General features: G+C 52.2%; 24 protein-coding genes. 12 read left to right on the plus strand and 12 right to left on the minus strand.

What is annotated here, in order from left to right:
* Position 1: 1 nt before the first annotated feature.
* From HV346_RS00525 to HV346_RS00535, 3 genes are all read right to left on the minus strand, one after another.
* A complete protein-coding gene (locus tag HV346_RS00525) occupies positions 2–772 on the minus strand; it encodes a glycosyltransferase family 2 protein (protein WP_181621706.1) in 771 nt (256 codons plus the stop codon).
* Positions 772–2,046, minus strand: coding sequence for a lipid IV(A) 3-deoxy-D-manno-octulosonic acid transferase (waaA, locus tag HV346_RS00530; protein ID WP_181621707.1), 1,275 nt, complete (start codon positions 2,044–2,046; stop codon positions 772–774). The genes HV346_RS00525 and waaA overlap by 1 nt, the downstream gene beginning before the upstream one ends.
* Positions 2,047–2,113: 67 nt before the next feature.
* Positions 2,114–3,097: a glycosyltransferase gene (locus HV346_RS00535; protein WP_181621708.1), complete on the minus strand. Its 984-nt coding sequence runs from the start codon at positions 3,095–3,097 to the stop codon at positions 2,114–2,116.
* Positions 3,098–3,254: 157 nt separating this feature from the next.
* Here HV346_RS00535 and HV346_RS00540 point away from each other — a divergent pair, with 157 nt between their 5' ends.
* Positions 3,255–4,358, plus strand: a complete 1,104-nt coding sequence (locus HV346_RS00540; protein WP_181621709.1) for a glycosyltransferase family 4 protein — start codon at positions 3,255–3,257, stop codon at positions 4,356–4,358.
* Here the strand turns inward: HV346_RS00540 and HV346_RS00545 are convergent.
* Genes HV346_RS00545 through rfaD form a run of 5 tightly spaced genes read right to left on the minus strand, consistent with a single transcriptional unit; the run spans position 4,337 to position 9,510 of the window.
* Complete coding sequence (locus HV346_RS00545) at positions 4,337–5,446, minus strand: glycosyltransferase family 4 protein (protein ID WP_181621710.1); 1,110 nt, start codon at positions 5,444–5,446, stop codon at positions 4,337–4,339. The two genes, HV346_RS00540 and HV346_RS00545, sit on opposite strands and share 22 nt — an antisense overlap.
* Complete coding sequence (rfaQ, locus tag HV346_RS00550) at positions 5,443–6,546, minus strand: putative lipopolysaccharide heptosyltransferase III (RefSeq protein ID WP_181621711.1); 1,104 nt, start codon at positions 6,544–6,546, stop codon at positions 5,443–5,445. The genes HV346_RS00545 and rfaQ overlap by 4 nt, the downstream gene beginning before the upstream one ends.
* A complete protein-coding gene (rfaC, locus tag HV346_RS00555) occupies positions 6,539–7,525 on the minus strand; it encodes a lipopolysaccharide heptosyltransferase RfaC (protein ID WP_181621712.1) in 987 nt (328 codons plus the stop codon). The genes rfaQ and rfaC overlap by 8 nt, the downstream gene beginning before the upstream one ends.
* A gap of 3 nt (positions 7,526–7,528) precedes the next feature.
* A complete protein-coding gene (gene rfaF, locus HV346_RS00560) occupies positions 7,529–8,575 on the minus strand; it encodes an ADP-heptose--LPS heptosyltransferase RfaF (protein ID WP_181621713.1) in 1,047 nt (348 codons plus the stop codon).
* Positions 8,576–8,577: 2 nt separating this feature from the next.
* On the minus strand, positions 8,578–9,510 hold the full coding sequence (gene rfaD, locus HV346_RS00565) for an ADP-glyceromanno-heptose 6-epimerase (protein ID WP_181621714.1): 933 nt from the start codon (positions 9,508–9,510) through the stop codon (positions 8,578–8,580).
* 215 nt (positions 9,511–9,725) lie between these two features.
* On the opposite strand from rfaD, the gene kbl reads away from it, so the two are divergent.
* The 6 genes from kbl (at position 9,726) to HV346_RS00595 (ending at position 16,882) form a co-directional block, all read left to right on the plus strand.
* On the plus strand, positions 9,726–10,922 hold the full coding sequence (gene kbl / locus HV346_RS00570; RefSeq protein ID WP_181621715.1) for a glycine C-acetyltransferase: 1,197 nt from the start codon (positions 9,726–9,728) through the stop codon (positions 10,920–10,922).
* 9 nt (positions 10,923–10,931) lie between these two features.
* On the plus strand, positions 10,932–11,957 hold the full coding sequence (gene tdh, locus HV346_RS00575) for an L-threonine 3-dehydrogenase (protein ID WP_181621716.1): 1,026 nt from the start codon (positions 10,932–10,934) through the stop codon (positions 11,955–11,957).
* A 179-nt stretch (positions 11,958–12,136) separates the two neighbouring features.
* Positions 12,137–13,717, plus strand: a complete 1,581-nt coding sequence (locus HV346_RS00580) for a phosphoethanolamine transferase (protein ID WP_181621717.1) — start codon at positions 12,137–12,139, stop codon at positions 13,715–13,717.
* Positions 13,718–13,900: 183 nt separating this feature from the next.
* Positions 13,901–15,031, plus strand: coding sequence for an O-antigen ligase family protein (locus HV346_RS00585; RefSeq protein WP_346010419.1), 1,131 nt, complete (start codon positions 13,901–13,903; stop codon positions 15,029–15,031).
* Positions 15,032–15,102: 71 nt separating this feature from the next.
* Positions 15,103–15,951, plus strand: a complete 849-nt coding sequence (locus HV346_RS00590) for a glycosyltransferase (RefSeq protein WP_181621718.1) — start codon at positions 15,103–15,105, stop codon at positions 15,949–15,951.
* A gap of 19 nt (positions 15,952–15,970) precedes the next feature.
* The gene (locus HV346_RS00595; RefSeq protein WP_181621719.1) at positions 15,971–16,882 is read left to right on the plus strand and encodes a capsular polysaccharide synthesis protein; all 912 of its coding nucleotides are present in this window, start codon (positions 15,971–15,973) and stop codon (positions 16,880–16,882) included.
* 35 nt (positions 16,883–16,917) lie between these two features.
* Here the strand turns inward: HV346_RS00595 and HV346_RS00600 are convergent, their stop codons facing one another.
* From HV346_RS00600 to gpmM, 3 genes are read right to left on the minus strand one after another with little or no spacing between them, the layout of a single operon-like run.
* A complete protein-coding gene (locus HV346_RS00600) occupies positions 16,918–17,853 on the minus strand; it encodes a divergent polysaccharide deacetylase family protein (protein ID WP_181621720.1) in 936 nt (311 codons plus the stop codon).
* A gap of 3 nt (positions 17,854–17,856) precedes the next feature.
* Complete coding sequence (gene envC, locus HV346_RS00605) at positions 17,857–19,116, minus strand: murein hydrolase activator EnvC (protein ID WP_249415159.1); 1,260 nt, start codon at positions 19,114–19,116, stop codon at positions 17,857–17,859.
* A 33-nt stretch (positions 19,117–19,149) separates the two neighbouring features.
* Positions 19,150–20,694, minus strand: a complete 1,545-nt coding sequence (gene gpmM, locus HV346_RS00610) for a 2,3-bisphosphoglycerate-independent phosphoglycerate mutase (protein ID WP_181621722.1) — start codon at positions 20,692–20,694, stop codon at positions 19,150–19,152.
* 248 nt (positions 20,695–20,942) lie between these two features.
* On the opposite strand from gpmM, the gene HV346_RS00615 reads away from it, so the two are divergent.
* The 5 genes from HV346_RS00615 (at position 20,943) to cysE (ending at position 24,106) form a co-directional block, all read left to right on the plus strand.
* On the plus strand, positions 20,943–21,374 hold the full coding sequence (locus HV346_RS00615; RefSeq protein WP_181621723.1) for a rhodanese-like domain-containing protein: 432 nt from the start codon (positions 20,943–20,945) through the stop codon (positions 21,372–21,374).
* An 11-nt stretch (positions 21,375–21,385) separates the two neighbouring features.
* A complete protein-coding gene (gene grxC / locus HV346_RS00620; RefSeq protein ID WP_181621724.1) occupies positions 21,386–21,634 on the plus strand; it encodes a glutaredoxin 3 in 249 nt (82 codons plus the stop codon).
* A 33-nt stretch (positions 21,635–21,667) separates the two neighbouring features.
* Entirely contained in the window at positions 21,668–22,135 is a 468-nt protein-coding gene (gene secB, locus HV346_RS00625) for a protein-export chaperone SecB (protein ID WP_181621725.1), read from the plus strand.
* Entirely contained in the window at positions 22,135–23,163 is a 1,029-nt protein-coding gene (gene gpsA / locus HV346_RS00630) for an NAD(P)H-dependent glycerol-3-phosphate dehydrogenase (protein WP_181621726.1), read from the plus strand. The genes secB and gpsA overlap by 1 nt, the downstream gene beginning before the upstream one ends.
* Before the next feature lie 121 nt (positions 23,164–23,284).
* Positions 23,285–24,106: a serine O-acetyltransferase gene (cysE, locus tag HV346_RS00635; RefSeq protein ID WP_059180464.1), complete on the plus strand. Its 822-nt coding sequence runs from the start codon at positions 23,285–23,287 to the stop codon at positions 24,104–24,106.
* Here cysE and trmL read toward each other — a convergent pair.
* Positions 24,103–24,576: a tRNA (uridine(34)/cytosine(34)/5-carboxymethylaminomethyluridine(34)-2'-O)-methyltransferase TrmL gene (trmL, locus tag HV346_RS00640; protein ID WP_181621727.1), complete on the minus strand. Its 474-nt coding sequence runs from the start codon at positions 24,574–24,576 to the stop codon at positions 24,103–24,105. The two genes, cysE and trmL, sit on opposite strands and share 4 nt — an antisense overlap.
* Positions 24,577–24,619: the final 43 nt, after the last annotated feature.

The following is a 24,619-nucleotide window of genomic DNA, read 5'->3' on the forward strand; positions in this document are numbered from 1 at the left end:
CTCACGTTTTCTCTGAGTAGCCGCGGCAGAGCGCCCACAGCTCGGTGTATTTATTAAAAGTATACTGTGCATTCACCACCGCCAGTAACCAGCCCTGCTTGCCATCCAGCACACCCCCGCGCAGCAACAGCGTTTTCAGAAACGCGCCCAGCGTATGGGAGAAAATACCCGTCAGAGAGACTTTTTTGCCGCGCTGATGGCGCTCTTGTGCCCATGCTGTGGCGTAGTTGAGCTGTTTACGCTGGAAGCTGGCAAAATCGCGGCAGGTGAGGTGTAGAAGGTCGCCAGTCAGGGCGATAACCTTCGCATTGTTACTCACCAGAGATTCATGCACCAAATTTTCGTTGTACTGGTAACGCTCGCGTTCATACAGGCGCATGACGCGGTCAGGATACCAGCCACTGTGGCGCATAAAGCGACCCAGGAAATAGTTACGACGTGCGATGCTGTAGATTGCGTCAGGCTGCGGGGCAGCGAGCACGCTCTGAATCGCGACCTGGAGTTCAGGCGTCATGCGCTCGTCGGTATCGATCATCAGCACATAGTCGCCCGTTGCATAAGATTGCGCGCGCTGGCGTTGAATACCGTAGCCCTGCCAGTCGGTATTGGTATAGACCTGTACACCCGCGGCACGGGCGATTTCTACCGTATTGTCCTCACTGCCAGAATCAAGCAGGACGATTTCGTCTGCCCAGGCGACAGAGGACAGACAGTCTGGAAGCAGGTCGGCGGCGTTTTTGGCGATCATTACGACCGACAGACGCTTGGGCATTAGTGACTCCGCTGAGGCAGATAAGGTTGCAGAAGTTGCAGCAGACGGGTCAGTGCACCCTGATTCTGATGCAGGACTTCGACGGCATGGCGGCCATACCACAGGCGGTAATCTTCGTCTGTCAGCAGGGTTGATACCTCTTTCACGACGGAATCCGCATCGGTCACGGTAATTAAGCCGTCGGCTTGCTGCAATTTAGCGCAGATATCTTTGAAGTTAAATGTATGCGGCCCCATCAGCACCGGAATGGCATGTGCAGCAGGTTCCAGTGGGTTATGACCACCACGTTCAACCAGGCTACCGCCGACGAAGGCCAGATCGGCAATTCCGTACAGCAGCATCAGTTCTCCCATCGTATCGCCAATCACCACCTGAGTGCTGCTGGATGGGATCTCTCCACTGCTGCGGAGGGTGAAACTGAAACCGCCTTTTTGCACCATGTCACGGGCGTCTTTGAAACGCTCCGGGTGACGGGGAACCAGAATCAGCAGTAAATCCGGGAATTTCTCCAGCAGTTTACGGTGGGCCTGGAGAATAATGTCTTCTTCACCATCATGAGTGCTGGTAGCGATCCAGACCTGGCGGCGTGGGGCCCACTGACGACGCAGCGTAATTGCACGTGCGGCGAGTTCAGGTGTCACGGAAATATCGAATTTCAGGCTACCGGTTACCGCGAGCTGGTTACGTTTCAAACCCAGCGCTGTAAATCGTGCGGCATCTTCTTCGTTTTGCGCCGCAATCAGCGTGATCTTACTGAGCAGGCGGCGCATGAATTTACCGAGTTTGCCGTAACCTTTTGCGGAACGTTCAGATAAGCGCGCATTGGCAATCACGAGTGGGATTTTACGAGCGTGCAGGGCGGAAATCATATTTGGCCATAGCTCGGTTTCCATCACAATCACCAGCTTTGGGCGAACGGTATTGAGGAAGCGGTTCATGGCACAGGGCAAATCGTAAGGCAGGTAGACGTGGTGCACGTCTTTACCAAAAGCGGATAACGCACGTTCAGATCCTGTCGGCGTCATGGTAGTGACAGTGATCGGCAATGACGGATAGCGGTGACGCAGGGCGCGAACCAACGGGATCGCCGCCAGCGTCTCACCAACAGAAACGGAATGCAGCAAAATACCGTCCGGGGCAACTTTATTGCGGCAATAGCCATAACGTTCGGCCCAGCGTTTTCGGTACGCAGGCGCTTTACGGCTACGAAGCAACAGTCGCAGCCACACCAGTGGCTGAATGATGTAGAGCAGAGCGGTATACAACAATTCCAAGCGATTATCCGTTTTTTTTAGTTTCGGCGGGCAAATTCTAAGCATTTAAGCCAGGTAAAGCTATCTCTTATGCCAGATACCGTTTTAAACGGAAATAACGACGACCCAGTCGCCAGTGCTGGCGCAGCCCACGGGCGTTTTTCCAGATCAGTGCCCAGATCCCGCGGTCGAACAGTTCGCGGATGATTTCGCGTTTCTTGGTTAGATCGCCGATGTTATTAATGGCATGAAGAATGCCCAGGCCCTCTTTCGCGATCTGCCACTGACAGGCTGGAACCCGGCGCACGGCTTCCGGGTAACGCTGGTTGATAGCCTCCAGCATTTCGAGGATTTTCATGTAATGGCGCGCGTTACGCATACGCGTATCGTCTGTACCCGGCGTGTGGGATACTGACGCGGAGTGGATGAGATAGTCGTAAAACGTTTCGTCCGTGTACTGCACGCGTTTTGCGGTCAACAGGACTTCAGTGGTCCATGGAATATCCTGGTGGCGTAGCCCATGCTCGAAGGTAAAGCCCTGCTCTTTAATGAATGTATGGCGATAAATATTCAACCAGGTGACGTGCAGGAATTTACGTGATGCCAGAGCACGCTGTAGCCACGTTGGGCCATCCAGCACGCCGGTGGATTGCAGTTTGTCGGACGGGAAGATTTTCTTCGACGGTCTGCCATCATCGTAGATATAGGTCCCGTTGCAGGTCGCAACATCAAGATCGTTCTTTTTGGCCATCTCCAGCAGACGTGGGTACATGCCAGGGTAGATGACGTCATCAATATCGGGAAACGCCACATACTCACCCGTTGCTTCCGCCAGGCCGGTATTACGGGCTGCTGAAACCCCCTGATTTGCCTGGTCAATGACCTTATAAAACGGGAATTCGCTGGCGTACTGCGCAATGATGGCTGAGGAGTTGTCGCTTGACCCGTCGTTCACAACGACCAGTTCCAGACTGTCCAGATGTTGAGCTTTGATGCTGTCGAAAAATGCACTCAGGAATTTTTCACCGTTATAGACGGCGACCACAAGGCTCAATAAAGGTTTGTCGGACATGCTTTCTCCGTTGTGTTCAAGGCAGACCACCCATGTTGGTAAGGCCATTCGTGCTGTATTATATCCGGTGGATACTAAAAACATATGCCTGGAGGGACAAAGATCCTTTTGGGCGGCAAATTAGCGTCACGCTGGCGAGATTCATAACAGGAAATGTATGCATATTGTTCACACTGAAGCAGACGGTGGCAAAGGCGGGCAGCCTCTGCGCATTATTAACGAATCGTTAGGGATGATTCAGCGTGGCCATCAGGTGACCATTCTTTGTCCGGAAACCGCCCCCCTGCATGCGCTGGCGCGAAACGCCGGGCTGGCGGTGGTGACGATGCCGTTAAAGCGTAAGAACCTTAAAAATCTGCAGCTATTGCGTCGCTGGATGCGCGATAACCGTAAATCGATTGATGTCATCAATAGCCATAACTCCTCCGATACCTGGCTGGTGGCACTGGCGAATCTGACGTTGTCTAACCCCGTTCCGCTGGTGCGTACCCGCCATGCTTCTGGTGTACCACGTGACAACTGGACAACGCGCTGGCTGTTTCGCAAAGCCTGTTCACATATCGTGACGACCGGTGAAGCACTGCGTCTTCAGGTGGCGAATATTGGTGTCCCGATGTCCCAGAGTACCTCTGTGCCAAGCGGCGTCGATACGCTGCGTTTCCACCCGGCTGATAAGCATGAGGCCCGTGACCACTGCGGTTTATCGCAGGAGGATTTCTGGCTAGGCGTGGTGTCGCATTTGCGTCCTAACAAAGGCCACAGCGTGTTGTTGCGTGCCCTGGCAGCAATCGACAATCCACACATCAAGCTGGCGATTGTTGGCGAAGGCCCGCACAAAGCGACGCTGGAGCAGGAGATCGTGAATCTGGGATTACAGCAACGCGTCCTGATGGCAGGGCATCGCAGCGATCCTGAACGCTGGTTCCCGGCGTTTGATATTGCGTTAAGTCCTTCACACGATATGGAAGGTTTACCGCAGGGCGTTCTGCAATCATTAGCCTCCCGCATTGCCACTATCGCGACAGATGCTGGCGGTACGGGCGATGCAGTGATTAACGGTCAGACGGGGATTTTGATCGCGCAGCGCGATGAGAAAGCGCTGCACGATGCAATTGTGAAACTGTATGACGACGCGGGGATGCGTGAGACGCTTGCACAGCAAGGCTACGATTATCTGTGTAGCCACTTCACGCGCGAATGTATGCTGGACGCAATGGAGAACGTCTTCTCTGATGCGGCTCAGCGCAGCAGGTCGCGGTAAAGCGCCTGTAACTCTTTGGCCATTCTGTCCAGAGTATAGGGTTCAGCCGTTGCGCGCGCGGCGGCTGAATAGTTAACGCCCTGCTCAAGGCCTTGCAGCCAGTGAGTGATCGCCTGCTGATAGCCTGCACTGTCCAGTGCATCACGCACCCAGCCGTTTTGGCCTTCTTCTACCCACTCCGCTGCGCCGCAGCCGTGGCTGGTGAAAAGCGGTAAGCCACAGGCCAGCGCTTCCACGCAGACATTCGGGAACGGATCGTAGAGCGTTGGCAGAATCAGCGCATCAGCCGTACCGTAAACTTCACGCACATCAGCAACAGGCCCCAGGAAGTGCACGCGAGATGCAACACCCAGCGTTCGTGCCAGCTTTTCAAATTTACGGGCATGCTTATCGCGCCCGGCAATCAGTAGCCAGACATCCTGGTGCGGCACAATGGCGCGTAATGCGGTCGCAACACCTTTACGGCTAAAGCCGGAACCCACATATGCCAGTACTGGCGCGGTTTGCGGGATGCCCAGCGCCGCACGTTGCGAATGTGCGCGCACGTCCGGGCTGAAATACGCGGTATCCACACCGTTGTAGATCACTGTTAGCTTGTCATCCGGCAGCGCGAAGCGGTGGGCGATGTCATCACGCACCATCTTCGAGTTACAGATAACCTTACGCAGCTGTGGGTGGGTAAACATCTGCGTCTCGGCATGCAAAATATAACGATGATAGCGGCTCAGCGACTGCGCCCAGCGTGCCAGCGGCGACAAAATACGGCCATACTGTTCAAGCCAGGTGGCATGAACACCATCACCTGCGCGAAAAATTGTGGCGCCAGGGATACGTTCATGACTCTGCACGATATCGAATTGCGCGAAATGCGAGGCGGCTTCCGCTGCAAATCCGGATTCACGGGCAATGCGATTACGGAACGGCGGGTTAACGGTGAGTGTGTTCCAGCCCGCAGCATCTTCCCACTGGCGGGCAATCAGCGTCACATCCAGCGAGGTATCCTGCGCCAGGACGTTTAGCGCACGGGAAACAAAGCGTTCTGCGCCACCGTTCGGGTTGTAGGTTTGTCGGACGATAGCCAGCTTCATGCAGGATATTCCAGCAATAACGTATCAATGGCGCTCAGCACCTGTTGAGGTGTGATTGCCGTAATGCAGTCAGAAACGCCGCCGTCACCACAGCCTGCTTTGCCGCAAGGCTGACAGGTAAATCCGGCAGTGATAACGCGATAATTCACGCCCCACGGCGCCCACTTGATCGCCCCGGTTGGGCCAAAAATGGCCACCGTCGGTGTACCTACGGCGCTGGCGAGGTGCATTGGCATAGAATCGACGCCAAAGTAAATACGCGCGTGTTTCATGAGCGCGCCCAGCTCTTTCAGGTTCAACTGGCCGCTTAAATCAAACACCGGCTGGGTGAGTGCGGCGCGCAGCTCATCCATATACGCAGTTTCTTCTTTTGACGGTGCTGCAGAGAGAATAATTGGCAGGCCACGCGCCGCCAGGTTATCGATGGTTGCCGCCAGTTTTTTGATATCCCAGGCCTTAAACATCCAGCGGGACGTTGGGTGCACCAGAATATAGGATTTACTGGCGAGTCCAAACCCGGCCAGTTTCTCCGCAACCGAGGCTTCTGCCGCATCGCCCGGTACAAACAGGGTATGCTTGTCTTCATCAGATTGCGGATGAATACCGATGCGCCGCAGTGCATCAAGATTCACTTCGACCATATGGCGGCTGTTGTCCTGAATCGCCGGGTAGAGCGTGGTGAAGGATTTCACCCAGCGACGACGCGACAGGCCACCGCGTTTATCCGGCTTAAAACCCACGGAGACACGCGGTTTCAGGCGACGCGCCAGGCGTGCGCCATGCCAGTGTTCGGTCAGGTTAATCAGCACATCGTACTGGCGACCTTTCAGGGTATTCAGTAGCGCACGATACAGACGAAGCTGTTCAAACCAGCCTTTTTTACGCCAGTTGCGGCCAATGGTATGTACTTGATCGATATACGGATGGCTGGTTAGCATCGCCTGGGTGTCGTCATACACCAGGGCATCCACTTCAACGTCCGGCCAGTTCTTTTTCAACACGGTAAAGACCGGCGAAGTTAGCAGAACATCACCGTGGTGACGCAGCTTAATGATCAGCACGCGCTTTGGTGGGCGCTCCGCTGAGAAAAAATCAGACATAGGCTCTCTCTGCTGCCAGCAAAGGCTCTAATTGCGCAAATACCGCAGCGGCGTTGAGGTCGCTCAGCTGCGATGAATGTTCCGGACGGCAGATATATTGATTTTTTCCGTAGCCGCCGATAAGGCCCGGGTCCGTTGGGCCGTAAAGCGTAATATTAGGACGATCCAGCGCCGCCGTCAGGTGGCTGAGGCCGGTATCGACAGAAACCACTGCCATTGCCCCCGCCAGTTCTTGTGCCACGCCATCCAGCTTCATGCGCGGCAGAACGTCCACGTAATCAAAGCCTTCAGCCAGACGTTTAGCACGCGCCTCTTCATGCGGCGCCCCCCACGGGAGCTTGATGCGCAGCCCGGCGTTGCCAAGCAAACCAATCAGGTCGCGCCAGTGTGTTTCTGGCCAGTGCTTGTCATCACGGGTGGTTGCATGCAGGAAAACTAAGTAAGGCGGGGCATCTTGCTGTGAAGCATGGAGGAAATGTTGCGAAATGGCGTAGTCGCCCTGGATGTCTGGTTTTGCATAGCCCAGGCTTTTGGCAAACAGCTCACGGGTGCGTTCTACGGCGTGCTGTTGTTTGGCTATATGATGACGACGGTTGTAGAACAGGCTCGCCAGCGGCTCGCGGGCGGTTTGCCAATCCATTCCGTGCTTCACGCCGTGTGCCAGACGAGTAACCAGCGCGGCGCTTTTTACCAGCCCTTGTGCGTCAATAATTGCATCATAGTGTTGCGCCTGCACTGCAGCGCGAAATGTGTTGCGTTCGGCTTTAATAGGGGCTGAGAACCAGGTTTTTCGCCAGCGACGAATCGCTACCGGGATCACGCGGTCAACTGATTCATGCCAGGTGGGGATCTGCGCGAAGCCTTCTTCCACGACCCAGTCAAAACGAATGCCGGGAATGGCCTGCATGGCGTCCGTCAGCGACGGTAGCGTATGCAGGACATCGCCCATGGAAGAGGTTTTAACGATCAATACCCGCATTCGTTATCCTTCATCGTTCAACAGCAAATCGTTGAGCTCTTCAAGAACGCGCTGCGGCGTAATGTCGATCAGGCTCTGATGATAACCTTCCGCCGCATCGCCTTTACGGACTTTGTGGTAGCCGGTAATCAGGCGGATCACCCGCGCTTTATTCGACAACGGCGGCGTAAAGTCCGGGCTACTCGGACCATAAAGGGCGACCAGCGGACGATTCAGTGCAGCGGCAACGTGCATCAGGCCTGAGTCGTTAGTGACGACGGCTTTACAGGCCGCAAGTAAAATCACCGCTTGTTCCAGTTGAGTTTCACCGGCCAGATTGCGACACCAGGCCTGCTGCTCGTTACTGAGTGTGGCCAGGATTTCGTTGCCTGCTTCGTGGTCTTTCGCCGAGCCAAACAGGACAATCTGATAGCCTTCGTCAATCAACTGCTTCGCCAGCTCGGCGTAGTGATAGTGCGGCCAGCGTTTTGCCGGGCCGAATTCAGCGCCTGGGCAAAAGCCGATCATCGGGCGTTCGGACGAGATACCAAAGGTGTTACAGGTCTGAGATTTCTCACCATCGTTAACCTGCAACTGTGGCCACAACAGCGGCTGTGGCAGATCTTTGGCGCTGCGCATTACCCCTTTGTCGTAGGCCAGAGCGACATAGCGTTCTACCATCAACGGCCAGGCTTCTTTATCCAGGACTCGCGCGTCATTCAGCAGGCCATAGCGCATTTCACCGCGCCAGCCGGTGCGATGAGGTACACCTGCAAAGAAAGGCACTAAGGCCGATTTGAACGAGTTTGGCAGGACGTAGGCGCGGTCATAGCGCTTGTCTCGCAGACTATGACCGAGCTTACGGCGTTCGCCAATTTCCAGCGCCCCGTGGCCAAGCGGCATCGGGATCGCGTCATTGACTTCCGGCATACGCGATAACAACGGACGACACCATGCCGGAGCCATCACGTCGATTACTGCCTGGGGATAGCGCGCCTTGAGCGTGCGATAGAGACTTTGCGACATCATCATGTCGCCCACCCATGACGGGCCTATCACCAAAATTTTCATACTTACGCGTCGCGGTTCAACCAGGCCATGTACTCCGTTACACCTTCTGCAACGGTCTTGAACGGCTTGTCATAGCCAGCAGCACGCAGGTTGGTCAGGTCGGCCTGAGTGAATGCCTGGTAGCGGCCTTTCAGTTTTTCCGGGAACGGAATGTACTCAAGGCTGCCTTTTTTGTGGTACGCCAGCGCAGCGTCTGCCACCGCCTGGAAGGATTCCGCGCGACCAGTACCCAGGTTGAAGATGCCGGATACGCCGTTTTCCCAGAACCACAGGTTCACTGCAGCAACGTCACCGACGTAAACGAAGTCGCGCTTAAAGCCATCACTGCCTTCGAACAATTTCGGGCTTTCGCCGTTGTTCAACTGAGTGTTCAGGTGGAATGCCACACTCGCCATGCTGCCTTTATGTCCTTCACGCGGCCCGTACACGTTGAAGTAACGGAAGCCGACAATTTGTGAGTTCGCTTCTGGCAGAACCTGGCGCACATATTCGTCGAACAGGAACTTTGAGTAGCCGTAGACGTTCAGTGGCTGTTCGTATTCACGGGACTCAATGAAGTCAGACGTACGGCCGCCGTACGTGGCTGCAGAAGAGGCATACAGGAACGGAATTTCACGCTCCAGGCAGTAGTGGAGGAGCTCTTTAGAGTACTGGTAATTGTTGTCCATCATGTACTTGCCATCCCACTCGGTGGTGGAGGAACAAGCACCTTCATGGAAGATGGCATCAATATCGTCGAACTCTTCACCTGCCATAATCTGGATAAGGAAATCTTCTTTATCCATGTAGTCGGCAATGTTCAGATCCACCAGGTTTACAAACTTAGTACCGTCTTTCAGGTTGTCCACTACCAGGATGTCGGTGATGCCTTTGTCATTGAGAGCTTTAACAATGTTGCTGCCGATAAAGCCCGCGCCGCCGGTAACGATGATCATAACTGTAACCTTTGAAGTGTGGAGTCCGGGGACAATCCCGGACGCTAATATTCATATCATATCATTACTATGGCGACCCTTCAGCCATTCACCGACATCGCGCAAGGGTACGCGTGATTTATGCTGCAAAAACGAGAAGAGATAATGTGTCATCTCGTCATGAAGTATAGCTTTGGGTAATATGTGCCGAAATTTGCCGAGTCTGGAGAATTGCAATGCGTGGTGATTTTTACAAACAGTTAAACAGCGACCTGGACACCGCACGTGCGGAAGGGTTGTTCAAAGAAGAGCGTATTATTACGTCTGCGCAGCAAGCGGACATCACTGTTGCTGATGGCAGCCATGTGATCAACTTTTGTGCGAACAACTACTTAGGTCTTGCGAATCACCCTGAGCTAATTGCCGCGGCTAAAAACGGCATGGACACCCACGGTTTTGGTATGGCTTCCGTCCGCTTTATTTGTGGTACTCAGGACAGCCACAAGCAGCTTGAGAAAAAGCTGGCTGAGTTCCTCGGTATGGAAGATGCGATTCTGTACTCCTCGTGCTTCGATGCTAACGGCGGTCTGTTTGAGACGTTGCTTGGCGCAGAAGATGCGATTATCTCCGACGCCCTGAACCACGCCTCTATCATCGACGGCGTGCGTCTGTGTAAAGCGAAACGCTTCCGCTATGCAAACAACGACATGGTCGAGCTGGAGGCGCGCCTGAAAGAAGCGCGTGAAGCCGGTGTGCGTCATGTACTGATCGCGACCGACGGTGTGTTCTCGATGGATGGCGTGATCGCCAACCTGAAAGGTGTGTGCGATCTGGCTGATAAATACGATGCGCTGGTGATGGTCGATGATTCCCATGCGGTTGGCTTTGTGGGCGAGAACGGCCGTGGTTCCCACGAATACTGTGACGTGATGGGCCGTGTGGACATCATTACCGGTACGCTGGGTAAAGCGCTGGGTGGGGCATCTGGTGGCTATACCGCAGCACGCAAAGAAGTGGTTGAGTGGCTGCGTCAGCGCTCTCGTCCGTATCTTTTCTCCAACTCGCTGGCGCCAGCCATTGTGGCGGCTTCCATCAAAGTGCTGGAAATGGTGGAAGTAGGCAGCGAACTGCGCGATCGCCTGTGGTCCAATGCCCGTTTGTTCCGCGAAAAAATGAGTGCTGCAGGTTTTACTCTGGCCGGTGCTGACCACGCGATCATCCCGGTGATGCTGGGCGATGCGGTCGTGGCGCAGAACTTTGCCCGTGAACTGCAAAAAGAAGGTATCTACGTGACCGGGTTCTTCTTCCCGGTTGTACCAAAAGGCCAGGCCCGTATCCGTACACAGATGTCTGCGGCGCATTCGCCTGAACAAATTGAGCGTGCGGTTGAAGCCTTTATCCGCATCGGCAAACAACTGGGCGTGATTGCCTAAGGATCTGTGATGAAAGCGTTATCCAAACTGAAAGCGGAAGAAGGAATTTGGATGACCGACGTGCCGGAGCCGGAAGTCGGTCATAACGATCTGCTGATCAAAATTCGTAAAACCGCCATCTGCGGCACTGACGTCCACATCTACAATTGGGATCAGTGGTCACAGAAGACTATTCCGGTTCCCATGGTTGTCGGTCATGAATATGTCGGCGAAGTGGTGGGTATTGGCCAGGAAGTGAAAGGTTTTAAAATTGGCGATCGCGTCTCCGGCGAAGGCCATATCACCTGTGGTCATTGCCGTAACTGCCGTGGTGGTCGTACTCACCTGTGCCGCAATACCGTCGGCGTAGGCGTAAACCGTCCTGGTTGTTTCGCGGAATATCTCGTGATCCCGGCATTCAACGCCTTTAAAATTCCGGACAACATCTCTGATGATTTAGCCTCTATCTTCGACCCGTTCGGTAACGCCGTGCACACGGCGCTGTCGTTTGATCTGGTGGGTGAAGATGTGCTGGTGTCTGGTGCAGGCCCGATTGGCATTATGGCAGCGGCTGTGGCGAAGCATGTCGGTGCACGTCACGTTGTGATTACCGATGTGAATGAATATCGCCTGTCGCTGGCACGTAAAATGGGTGTCACCCGTGCGGTAGATGTTTCTAAAGAGAGCTTGAACGACGTGATGGCTGAACTGGGCATGACCGAAGGCTTTGACGTGGGCCTGGAGATGTCCGGCGCACCACCGGCGTTTCGTACTATGCTCGACACCATGAACCACGGTGGTCGTATTGCGATGTTGGGTATTCCGCCATCGGATATGTCTATCGACTGGAACAACGTCATCTTTAAAGGCTTGTTCATCAAAGGCATCTATGGCCGTGAGATGTTCGAAACCTGGTACAAGATGGCGGCTCTGATTCAGTCAGGTCTGGATCTGTCACCGATTATTACGCATCGTTTCTCTATTGATGAGTTCCAGCAAGGCTTTGACGCAATGCGTTCTGGCCAGTCAGGAAAAGTGATCCTGAGCTGGGAGTAATCCTGCCGAATGACACCCGTATCTACGGGTGTCATTACCCCGATTTAGCGGTTTGACTTTCCAGAGGTTACTTGTTAACTTTTGGCGAATTTTTCTCCACCTGGTCTTTTTAGCGAGCTCATTTTTTGCAGTAATAATGATGTCGTCAGAAAAGATTTGGCCAGACTAATCAGGTCATTATGTCCACTCTGTTTTCACAAAAGTCTGTTGATACATCGTCGCGCGTCACGGGTAGTATTCTGATAGTGATTTCTTTGCTAATAGTGATTGGCGTTAACATTCTAAATGCGAAATATAATGCCGTAATTAACCGGACGTTGGTTTTTTTACTGATATTACTGACTGTTAAATGTATCCATAATAAATATATAAGAAATATTCTGGCCATCGTTTTATTAATTCCGGTTGCAGCTGATGTCACTCTTCAGTTATATGCCTGGAACAATTTTAATTCTGCATTTAGTTATGGATTCGCGCTCAGCGTATTAAATACCACATCGGGCGAAGCGAGTTCGATGCTGGGGTTGTACTGGCGTGATTGTCTCATTTTTGTTGCGCTCTCGGCACTGTTTATCTATACCGCTAATACGGGGGCATGGCCTGTTGCTCCACGTTTTCGCCGCTGGCCGGGCATTGTGTTGGGACTGACGGTCTTTGCCTTTTTTGCTCAGGCCTGGCAGCACCAACTCAGAAAGAGCAATGTTGAAAGCCTGACTCAGCGCGTTGTACAGGCGACACCCGTCAGCACGGCAAAAGTGTTTATGCAGGCGGTTGAAGATATTTCAGTCGTCGCCAATATTGGTAACAATATCCCTGATTATAAAATTACGCTGTCGGATACCGGTATCGATAACTATGTGCTGATTATTGGTGAATCGGAACGGACGGCGAACATGGGTATCTATGGTTATCAACGGGATACCACGCCGGAACTGGTGAAGCAGCAATCGCAACTCCTGTTATTCCGCAATGCGGTGACCCCTGCACCTGTCACGATCATGGCAGTGCCCCTGGCAATAACAGCCGATACGGTAAAAGCGAGAGATCCGCGTAAATACGGTGATAATGTCATCAATATCGCCAATAAAGCGGGATACGATACCTCCTGGTTTAGCCGCCAGGGAAAAGGTGGGGCGCATAACAACGTGATTACCGGGATTGCCATGAATGCTCGCCAGCATGAGTGGGTTGACGGTGGCTACGATGAAGATCTCTTGCCATTATTGAATGATGCGTTGAAAAAACCGGGTAAAAAAATCATTGTCCTGCACCTGTATGGTAGCCACGAGCCTGCCTGCCGTCGTTTCCCTGCCAGTGAATCCGTATTAAAAGGTGGCAGTGAAGCTGATGATTGTTATGACAATTCAGTGCGTTATACGGATAAGGTTATGGGCAAAATTTTTGCTGCACTGGACAACTCGCGTTCATCGGTCATGTACTTTTCCGATCATGGTTTAGTGCGTGATCCGCAGCGTTCAGTTGTGTATTCACATGGTGGCGTCAATCCACCGAGAGAAGCGCTGCATATCCCGATGTTTATCTGGTATAGCCATCAGGTTGATTCTAAAAATAAATTTACCGGGGACTACACAACCCCATGGTCTGCTGATGACGTCAATACGCTTGCCGAGTTGTGGCTCGGTATCCATCGACAGGGAGAACCGGTCAATTCCGTACAGTCATGGCTTTCCGGTTACAATAAAAATGTGTCAGTACTGGACACCACGGGTAAATTGTATGACTGGGGCAATATTCGTTAACACGGTTGCATTCAACGTATGACGACGTGTGCGCTTTGAGTAGATGGAATGATGATGATTGATGTGAAACGAGAAAAGATCCACTTTGCGTTAATGCAATTACTGTTCGGATTTTGCGTGATCGCGTTTGGCTGTGTTGTTGTTGAGCCAAACGCATCTGCGAAAGTGCTTAGCGCGGCGTGGATGACGGCACTGGTTATTTTTATCCTGGACATTAAAAATGTGAAAAAGCACGATGCTTTTTGGTTTTGTCTCGTGCTGTTTATCATCGGAGTCAGTGATTTAGTCTGGTACAGAATGTTCAAAGTGGATGGGAGTTCGGCCATTAACTCTTACCGTGCTTATCTTGAGGCCGGAAAAATATGCATATTCGGTGCTTTTTCTCTGTTTATCTTCGCGAATAATAACCACCTAAAAGTAGGCAGTAATAAAATCCATGCTCTGCTGGCGATCGTGTTGCAACTGAGCATTATAATATATGGTGGTTATCAGCATTTCTTCCTCGAAAGCCAAAGGGTCACGCTTTCTCTGGCGGGCGGCACGGATGCAACAGGGGCTGCATATACCATCACCTTTATTTCCTTCTACATTATTCTGGTTGCCCAACATAGCCTCAGTAAATGGAAAGAGTTTTTTATTCTTGGTCATTTCTTTATCACTTTCCTGATCCTGGTCGCGACTGAAACCCGTGCGGCAATTTTAACTTATCCCGTTATCTTCTTTGGTCTGCTGCTGGTGAAGTTTTACAAAGAGAAGCATATTCCCTGGAAAGGCGTTGCTGTTTTTCTTGTCGCTTTGCTGGCTGGTGCATTCATGATGAAAAACAGTCTGACGCACCGCTATAATGACTTTAACAATGATATCGTTGCCTATGATAAGGAAAACAGCACGACATCCATCGGAGCGCGTCTTGCGATGTGGGAAACCGGGTTGTCTGCGGCGAAAGATAATTACCTGTGGCAATCAACGGATGCGCGAAACGCAAAGATAGTTACCCAGATCGATAAGGACCCAAGCTTGTCCGGTGCGCTCGATTATATCCGTGGGCATCTGCATAATGAATTTATCGAGACCCTCTCATTAAAGGGACCATCGGGCGTTATTTTGTATATTCTGTTTATTATCTCCTTTGCCTGGTACGCGTTACGTAAACTGAATAGTATTATTTTATGCGCTTTTTTAGCTTCATTAATTTTATTCGGTTTAAGTGGTGTCATGTTCTATTCCAAAACTACACCTGTTGCCTGGATGTTGACACTTATTATGTCGGTTGTTTTCCTGGAGCAGAACAAGCACCGAAGTGTCATTAAGTAATCATTTTGATTCTCCGCCGGGAAAACGGTATTCTTCCGGTGGAGAAATGCCATTGACCAGACGAGCAGGCTATGAACGAACTGATATCGGTAATTATCACTACCTACAATCGAGAGGACTTACTGGAGCGTGCTATTCGCTCAGTAATCGCCCAAACATATCCTGCGGTAGAATTGATTATTGTTGATGATTGCTCGAACGAAAAAACACCACAATTGATAGAGCGCATAAGAGCGGAGTGTGAAACACGCTTTGTGAATTTCATTTATGAGCGCAATGCGAAAAATAGCGGCTCTAACTTCAGTCGCAACCGTGGTTATGCTCTGTCGCAGGGTGTTTTCGTGACCGGCCTTGATGATGATGATTACTTCTTGCCAGAGCGTTTGTCGAAACTGGTTTCTCGCTATGATGAAAACTACGCTTTCGTGACGGATACACTTGCCCGACTGGACAAAACCCACGGTACTTACCCTGACACCAATGATAAAAGAATTATAGGATTACAGGATGTTCTTTGTGAGAACGTCGTTGGTAACCAGGTTCTGACGACTCGCGAAAAGCTTTTGGGCGTCGGCGGATTTTCCCCTGAAATCAAACAGCAGCAGGATCGTGATGTCTGGATTAAATTAATCCTGAAATACGGCCCTGGCATTAAGTACAGCTTTACTACGGCAATGGTGGATGCGGAACACGGCAGTAACCGAATTACATCACAAATTAAAAAATACAATGCTTATCGTAAGCTTTATTTTAAATATCGCGAGCATATGTCTGAAGAGACAAAAAGTAATAACCTGTTCCAGCTAATGTCGTTTAGAGGATTTACCTCTAAACGAATGAATCGTTTATTACGTGGACATAAGAAAGACGCTAAGTTAAGAATGAAACTTTTCCGTCGCACATTAAAAGAAATGTTTTGAGTTGAAGTAAGGTGACGTGATGAACATCAATATGATTAATACACTCATCAAGAAAACCCGGCGCTGGTATAAGAAGACCGGGCTTTCTTTTTTTCAACGGGCGGCGTGGCATTTTGAGAAAAAGAAAAAAGAGGCGCTCTTTAGCGTCATCGATAGCCTGGGTATTCAGGCAGAACCGGTCGTTGAGGCTCACGCTGCGCAATCGCGTATCATCTGGATCTGCTGGTTTCAGGGGCTGGAGAGTGCGCCAGCGCTGGTTAAGCGTTGCATTGAATCCGTACAGCGTCATACACCAGACGCACAGGTCGTTATCCTGACGGATGATAATATTCCTGATTATCTCTCTTTGCCCGAACACATTAAAACGAAGTACCAGTCGGGGTTGATTAGTAAGGCACAATATTCGGACATTGTTCGCTGCTCTTTGCTGTATCAGTATGGTGGGATCTGGATGGATGCGACGGTTTTCATGAGTAAACCATTGCCTGAATCCTTCTATGAAAAACGCTTCTCATCGCTGCGTTTTGACCAGCATGAGGGCGCCGTGAGCCAGGGATACTGGACGGCGTATTTTCTTGCGGCTCAAAAGGGGAATGCGTTAGTCAGGCTGGTCCGGGATATTCTTTACAGTTACTGGCAGCATCACGATACCCTGATCGAATATTTCTTAATTGATTACAGCTTCTTATATGCCAGAGAGAGATATCCGCAGTTTCATCAGGTCATGGAAGAACAGCCGATTACCGGAAATAATCGCTTTTTGATTCGCCAGTTCATTTCTTCGGTCCCGGATGAGAAGGCTGTAGAGGTCTTGAAGCGTGATCCTGTGGGTATTTACAAACTCTCTCATAAAGAACAATACCGCACCATCGATAAGGGTCAGCCGACGGTTTACAGTCAAATTCTGGACGGTTCCTTCCGTCTTCAGTGATAAAAAAAGCCACCTTGCCAGGTGGCTTTTTAGTATCAGGATTTGTTACCCCAGCCCTGCCACTGTTGCTGAACGTATTTCACCAGCGTGCTTTCGCTGATGCTCTCCCCAATCACAGAGAAGAAATGCGTTGCGTAAACAGGTTCAAGCGGTTTTTTCGGTTTGCAGAGTTTTACGCCACGGAACGGATTGCGTGGCTGAGAAACGGGCTGTGTGGTGTTCAGGTTTGGCGTCGAGGTATCAACTTGTGGTTCGTTCAGCAGGTCACCAGGACGCACGAGAGTGATATCGCCAGGCAATGTCGGCAACATTTGTTGCAGGACGCGAACGGTTGTCGGATGCGGATGGCCGATGGCAATTGCGGAGCCATTGCGACGAGCCAGCTGTACCGCGCGATTAAACTGCACGCGGATATCCGCTTCGTTTTGCGTATCATCCAGGAACACCTTGCGCTTAATCACCTTCACGCCTGTTCCCTGAGCCGCCCGCATGGCCTGACTATTGCCGATGGTCATACTGTCGAGGAAATAGAGATTGTAACGTTCCAGCGCCTGCATCACCTTCAGCATACCCGGCAAACTGGATGTCATCGCGCTGCCCATATGGTTGTTCAGCCCAACGGCATACGGCACTTTGTTGTAAGCATCGTGGATAATTCGTGCGATCTCATCACTGCTCATGTCCGGGCGCAGAGTGTCTTTTTCCAGCGGTTGCTTGCTGATCGGGGCCATTGGGAGATGAATTAACACCTGATGCCCGCTGTTGTGGGCTTTGGTGGCCATCTCGCGCGCATGGGGAGCATTAGGGAGCACAGCAACAGAGATAGCGGAAGGCATTGCCAGAACCTGATTTTCGGTTTGTGGCCGATAACCGAAGTCATCAATCACAATGGCGAGTTTGCCTGCGAATGCCGGTGCTGCCAGCACCAGTGCGCTGGTGACGGAGAGAACAATTCGACGAAATTGAAGCAAAACTTATCTTCCCAACCACGGCTGTGGATTGACCGCCTGACCCTGGCGACGAATTTCGAAATAGAGTGACGGGCGGCCCTGACCGCCACTGCTGCCCACAAGGGCGATAGGTTGGCCTGCGCGCACTTGTGTGCCTACGCTGACCAGGGCGCTCTGATTGTAGCCGTAAAGACTCATATCGCCTTTACCGTGTTCGACCACCACGACAAGCCCGTAGCCCTGAAGCCAGTCGGCAAGGATCACGCGGCCATCGGCAATGGCTTTCACTTCGCTACCTTCGGATGCGCCGATAACAATCCCTTTCCAGCGTAGCTCGCCCTGGAGTTGTTCGCCATAGCGATGCAGGATCGAACCACGGACGGGCCAGAATGCCTGACCTCGTGGAGAGCCCAGACCTCCGGTACGCGACATCAGCGAGCGTTCACTGTCGGTTGGTTTGTAGGTAGTGCCTTTGCGGGAGGCTTCTTGCTGGCGATCGCGCACGGCCTGCGCATCGCGGGCCTCTTTCTCGGCGCGGGCTTTCGCTGCCGCTTCCGCACGCGCAATGCTGCTGCGCAGTTTGGATTCGTTGGCGCGCATCTCGCTCAACTGGCTCTGGCTTTCCTGGATAGAGGACTCCAGGCCGGCGAGTGTTTTCTTACGCTCGTTACGTGCCTGTTCAAGCCTGGCTTGCTGCGCCTGTTGATCGTAGAGCAGTGTTTGCTGCTGGCTCTGCTTCTCTTCCAGCTCGGCTTTTTGCGTGGTGACTTCTTCGCGCGTTTGCTTTAGCTGCGCAATAGTCTCCTGACGCGCCTGGTTCAGATAACCAAAATAGGCTTGTAAACGCTGGCCGCGTTGACTTTCCTCGCCGCTCAGTATGAGCTGAATACCCGTATGTTCACCCTGACGGAATGCCGCATCAAGCTGTGCAGCCAGGTTGCGTTCCTGGGCGTCCCGCTGGCGCTCCAGTTTTGCAATCGAAGCATTCATCTCATTGATTTGCTTATTTAACTGGGCCAGGGTGTTCTGGGTTTCACGCAGTTTGCGTGTGGCGACGGAAATGGCTTCTTCCTGCTGCTGGAGTTGGGCAAGCAGTGAGGCGCGTTGCTGTTGCTGCTGACGTACCGCACGCTCTTTGGCGGCGATATCAGCCTGAATAGATTTTAGCTGGTCGCGATCGTCCGCGTGGGCGGATGTCGCGCACAGCAATACGCCAGCGCTGAGTACGCTGGCGTAAAGCAGGGGCCTGACTGATAACCGTAACGGCTTCACGACCCATGTGATTGAAAAAATCGCCTTTCCCCTCATGGGGAGCGATTATTCCACGATGAACAGCGGCTTGCCAGTCATCTCTTGCGGGATTTCCATACCCATCAGCGTCAACATGGTTGGCGCGATGTCAGAAAGTTTGCCGCCTTCCACTGCTTTCAGGGCTTTATCACCCACGTAGATCAGCGGAACTGGCAAGTTGGTGTGTGCCGTGTGTGCCTGACCGGTTGCCGGGTCGCGCATCTGTTCTGCGTTACCATGATCGGCAGTAATCAACAGCTGACCACCTGCGTTTTCAACCGCTTTGACGACTTGTTCAACACAGTGATCCAGCGCTTCAACGGCTTTCACTGCCGCTTCCATCACACCGGTGTGGCCAACCATGTCACCATTTGGATAGTTACAGATGATGGTGTCGTACTTACCGCTTTCGATAGCCTCAACCAGTTTTTCAGTCAGTTCGGCGGAGCTCATTTCTGGCTGTAAATCGTAGGTAGCCACTTTTGGTGAGTTGATCAGAATACGGTCTTCGCCTTTGAACGGTTCTTCAACGCCACCGTTAAAGAAGAAGGTGACGTGAGCATATTTCTCGGTTTCGGAGATACGCAACTGAGTTTTATCGTTCTTCGCCATCCACTCACCGAGGGTGTTCGCCAGCGATGCAGGTGGGTAAGCGCAAGGGGCTTTGATGTCGGCGGCGTATTCCGTGAGTTGAATGAAGTCGAGCTTAACCACTTTTTTACGAGCAAAGCCGTCGAAATCGGTGTTCACGAATGCACGAGTGATTTCGCGCGCACGGTCAGCACGGAAGTTCATGAAAATCAGCGCATCGCCGTCTTCCATTGCTGCATCCGCCTGGCCTTTCGCACGGATCACGGTTGCTTTCACAAACTCGTCGTTCTCATCGCGCGCGTAAGCAGCTTCCAGGCCTTCAACGGCGGTAGCGAACTGGAACTCACCTTTTGCCTGAGTCATCAGGTCATAAGCTTGTTCAACGCGATCCCAGCGATTGTCACGATCCATTGCGTAGTAACGGCCAATGATGGATGCCACGCGGCCTTTGCCTAGCGCGGCAAACTTGTCTTCGAAGGCTTGTAATGAGGACTTCGCGCTACGTGGTGGCGTATCACGGCCATCCAGGAAAGCGTGCAGGTAGATTTTTTCAGCACCGCGTTCAGCGGCCAGCTCAACCATTGCCATGATGTGCTCTTCATGGCTGTGAACGCCACCTGCGGAGAGCAGGCCCATGATATGAACCGCTTTGCCAGCGGCTACCGCTTTATCTACAGCACCGCTCAGCACGGGGTTCGTGAAGAAAGTACGTTCTTTGATTTCAACGTCCAGACGGGTCAGATCCTGATACACAATACGACCCGCGCCCAGGTTTACGTGACCCACTTCGGAGTTACCCATCTGGCGATCAGGCAGGCCCACTTCCAGGCCAGACGCGTCAATCAGGGTATGCGGACGTTTTGCCCACAGTGCATCCATGACAGGGGTTTTGGCGTTGAAAATGGCGTTATCCTGGCTGTCTTCACGATAGCCATAACCATCCAGAATCACCAGTACCATAGGTTTTTTAGAAACCGACATTGCGACAACCTCATGCTCAAGAGACAAAAAATTTGCGTAATTTTACTACAGCTGAATCGATCAAATAGCCGCAGAAGATCAAAGAATGCGTAGGGGCAAGGTTCTTCTCCGGTCATTTTGAGGCTTTTTTTTCGTGGCATGCCGCAGAAAATGGATTAGCTTATTGTCGCTGGCTGTATTTGCCACAACGCACAGGTATACTCCTGTCCTGGTTTTTTTAATCACTTAGTCGGGAGTTGTTACCCCCCATGCAAGAAATTATGCAATTTGTTAGCCGCCATCCGGTGCTGAGCATCGCGTGGATTGGTCTGCTGGTCGCTGTGCTTTTCATGACCTTTAAAGGCCTGACGTCTAAAGTTAAGGTTATTACTCGTGGTGAAGCAACGCGTCTTATCAACAAAGAAGACGCCGTGGTTGTCGACCTGCGTCAGCGTGACGATTTCCGTAAAGGCCACATTGCAGGTTCTGTTAACTTGCTGCCTGCTGAAATCAAAGCAAATAATGTTGGTGAGCTGGAAAAACATAAAGCTCAGCCCATTATTGTTGTTGACGGTACTGGCATGCAGGCTCAGGAATCTGCCAGCGCGCTGAATAAAGCAGGTTTCGAAAACGTTTCTGTACTGAAAGAAGGTATTTCCGGCTGGAGCGGGGAAAATCTTCCGTTGGTTCGCGGTAAATAAGGAGTTCAGTCATGGCCCATATTGAGATCTACACCAAAGCAACCTGTCCGTTTTGCCACCGTGCAAAAGCGCTGTTGAACAGCAAAGGCGCAACGTTCCAGGAACTGCCTATTGATGGTGACGCGACAAAACGCGAAGAGATGATTCAACGTAGTGGTCGTACGACGGTTCCGCAGATTTTTATTGATGCGCAGCACATTGGCGGCTGTGATGACTTGTATGCGCTTGATGCGCGTGGTGGACTTGATCCCCTGCTGTAAGAGCGTTTTAGGACAATTAAAAAGGGTTTTTCCATGTCAGAACAAAACAACACAGAAATGACTTTCCAGATTCAGCGCATCTACACCAAAGATGTCTCTTTTGAAGCACCAAATGCACCGCACGTTTTCCAGAAAGATTGGCAGCCAGAGGTTAAACTTGATCTTGATACCGCATCTACCCAATTGGCGGATGATGTGTATGAAGTCGTACTGCGTGTAACCGTCACCGCTTCCCTGGGTGAAGAAACTGCGTTCCTGTGTGAAGTTCAGCAGGGTGGTATCTTCTCAGTTGGCGGTATTGAAGGTAATCAACTGGCGCACTGCCTGGGTGCATACTGCCCGAACATCCTGTTCCCGTATGCTCGCGAATGCATCACCAGCCTGGTTTCTCGCGGTACGTTCCCGCAACTGAACCTTGCGCCAGTAAACTTCGATGCGCTGTTCATGAACTATCTGCAGCAGCAGTCTGGCGAAGGTGCTGAACAACATCAGGATGCCTGATGAGCACAGTTAATGCGTCAATGACTGTGATCGGTGCCGGCTCATACGGCACCGCTCTTGCCATCACTCTGGCAAGAAATGGTCACGAAGTGGTCCTGTGGGGCCACGATCCCAAACATATCGCAACGTTGCAGCACGATCGCTGCAACGTTGCGTTTCTCCCTGATGTGCCTTTCCCTGATTCACTGCATCTCGAAAGCGATCTCGCGGCTGCTCTGGCCGCCAGCCGTAACATCCTGATCGTGGTTCCGAGCCATGTGTTTGGTGAAGTTCTGCGTCAGATTAAGCCGCTGATGCGGCCGGATGCACGTATTGTCTGGGCTACGAAAGGGCTGGAAGCTGAAACCGGGCGTCTGCTGCAGGATGTTGCTCGAGAAGCGCTGGGCGACGTTATCCCGCTGGCGGTGATTTCCGGGCCAACATTTGCTAAAGAGCTGGCAGCAGGCTTGCCTACGGCTATCTCACTGGCTTCTACCGATCAGACTTTCTCCGACGATCTCCAGCATCTACTGCACTGCGGTAAAAGTTTCCGTGTCTACAGTAACCCCGATTTTATCGGTGTGCAGCTGGGCGGTGCGGTGAAAAACGTTATCGCGATTGGTGCGGGGATGTCTGACGGTATTGGCTTTGGTGCAAACGCGCGAACAGCTCTCATCACCCGCGGGTTAACCGAAATGTCGCGTCTCGGCGCGGCGCTTGGTGCTGATCCTGCCACCTTCATGGGGATGGCGGGTTTAGGCGATCTGGTTCTGACCTGTACTGACAACCAGTCTCGTAACCGCCGTTTTGGCATGATGCTTGGACAGGGCATGGATGTGAAAGGCGCGCAGGAGAAGATTGGTCAGGTGGTGGAAGGCTACCGCAATACCAAAGAAGTACGGGAATTGGCGCACCGTTTTGGTGTCGAAATGCCAATAACCGAGGAAATTTATCAGGTATTGTATTGCGGAAAAAATGCGCGCGAGGCAGCATTGACCTTATTAGGTCGTGCGCGCAAGGACGAGCGTAGCAATATCTCCCCGCAATAATTCGCGCAGCCAACGTACATGCTGCCTGAAGTAAGGTGGAGATAGTCGCAGGGAACCGTTGTCACCCAACGATACGGCCAGCAAAGACTGGCCGATCGTTCTATTACGTCTGGAGTAAGCAATGCCGTGTGAAGAACTGGATATCGTCTGGAACAATATAAAAGCCGAAGCCCGGGCTTTGGCTGACTGTGAGCCTATGCTTGCCAGTTTCTACCACGCGACGCTACTCAAGCACGAAAATCTCGGCAGCGCCCTGAGCTATATGCTTGCCAACAAGCTGGCCTCTTCGATTATGCCTGCTATCGCCATTCGTGAAGTGGTGGAAGAGGCCTATGCCGCTGATCCAGAAATGATCGCCTCTGCCGCCTGTGACATTCAGGCTGTGCGCACGCGTGACCCGGCGGTGGATAAATACTCTACGCCGCTGCTGTACTTGAAAGGCTTCCACGCCTTACAGGCATACCGTATCGGTCACTGGCTGTGGAATGAAGGTCGCCGTGCGCTGGCTATCTTCCTGCAAAACCAGGTGTCCGTTACCTTCCAGGTCGATATTCACCCGGCCGCGAAAATTGGGCGGGGCATTATGCTCGACCACGCCACCGGGATTGTGGTGGGTGAAACAGCGGTGATCGAAGATGACGTTTCAATCCTCCAGTCCGTAACGCTTGGCGGTACGGGCAAAACCAGTGGCGATCGTCATCCGAAAATTCGTGAAGGGGTGATGATTGGCGCGGGGGCAAAGATCCTCGGCAATATCGAAGTCGGCCGCGGAGCGAAAATTGGCGCGGGTTCTGTGGTACTGCAACCAGTTCCGCCGCACACCACGGCTGCTGGCGTACCGGCACGTATTGTCGGTAAGCCAGAGAGCGATAAGCCTGCGATGGATATGGATCAGCACTTCAACGGCATTCACCATACGTTCGAGTATGGTGACGGCATCTAGCTTCTCAGTATGGCGCCAGGATATCCCAGCTGGCGCCAGGCTTCATACACCACCACCGACACCGCATTAGACAGGTTCATGCTACGGCTGTCTGGCATCATCGGAATTCGAATTTTTTGTTCTGCTGGCAGGGCATCCAGAATGGTTGCTGGCAGACCACGGGTTTCCGGGCCAAACATCAGATAATCCCCTTCCTGGTAGCTCACCGCACTGTGAGCCGGAGTGCCTTTGGTCGTCAGGGCAAATATGCGCTGTGGGTTTTCGGCGGCCATAAACGCAGCATAATCGTGGTGGCGAACCACTGCCGTAAATTCGTGATAATCCAGCCCTGCACGGCGCAGACGCTTGTCATCCCACGTAAAGCCCATCGGCTCAATAATATGCAGACGAAAACCGGTGTTAGCGCACAGGCGAATGATATTTCCGGTATTGGGTGGAATTTCTGGTTCGAATAAGACGATGTTAAGCATACTGCCCCCTTAATTGCGGGGCAGAATAACATCCCCTCTCCCC

Origin of the sequence: Enterobacter sp. RHBSTW-00994 (assembly GCF_013782625.1) — a bacterium.
In the GTDB taxonomy this organism is placed as follows: domain Bacteria; phylum Pseudomonadota; class Gammaproteobacteria; order Enterobacterales; family Enterobacteriaceae; genus Enterobacter.